Consider the following 809-nt stretch of genomic DNA (forward strand, 5'->3'; position numbering starts at 1 on the left):
CTTCTGACCGTGGAAGAGCTTCCTCCATTCCAAAGAACATTGCCGCCGTCCTCATGTCCCTTCATCATCTGGAACATCCCCACCCGTGGGGATGCAGCCTGAGCTGGCTCACGCCGCCTGCGGCCTTTATGGCCGGCGATGGCGCGGATGGGCCGGTAGCTCAGGTGGTTAGAGCGCACGCCTGATAAGCGTGAGGTCGTAGGTTCAACTCCTACTCGGCCCACCATCTGCGCGTGTAGCGGGGCCTTAGCTCAGCTGGGAGAGCGGTTGCTTTGCAAGCATCAGGTCATCGGTTCGATCCCGATAGGCTCCACCACTGCGCAGCAAGCGAGTGAGATTAGCGAAGCTAATTTCCACGCTGCGAGCACGGCCAGCCTGCTGCAAGCAGCAGGTCTGACGACGCGGCCTTGCCGCGGCGGTTGAACGCTCTGCCGAAATCCAGAAGATGAAGACACGAGATCCTCATGGGCGACCATGAGGTTAAGGCCGCGACGGCCTTCTTTGACATTGTGAATGGGTTCTTAAAATCGATGCCGTGGCGGTATGGGTTTGAGACGATGAGGATCGCGAAAGCGGTTCGCCAAGGGCTTCAGCCTGCAGCGGACTGGCTACGCCGGTTCGAGGCGTCCAATTCTATATCTCTACAATAATCTGGCTGAGATTTATCATCCACACCGAGCATACCACGCTACACTGCTCTGCCGAGTTTCGTGTCGCCCTCTTTCGGGAGGCGATCCAGTGTTGTCGTTGGTGGTGTGGACTCTCAAGCGTGAGGTAAGGGCAATTCGTGGATGCCTTGGCATGTACAG

General features: G+C 57.8%; 2 tRNA genes. Both read left to right on the forward strand.

What is annotated here, in order from left to right:
- Positions 1-149 precede the first annotated feature (149 nt).
- Positions 150-226 (forward strand) — tRNA-Ile (locus LQ954_RS16045).
- 14 nt (positions 227-240) lie between these two features.
- Positions 241-316 (forward strand) — tRNA-Ala (locus tag LQ954_RS16050).
- Positions 317-809 lie beyond the last annotated feature (493 nt).

It is taken from the genome of Sphingomonas sp. IC-11 (assembly GCF_021043365.1).
Lineage (GTDB): Bacteria > Pseudomonadota > Alphaproteobacteria > Sphingomonadales > Sphingomonadaceae > Sphingomonas.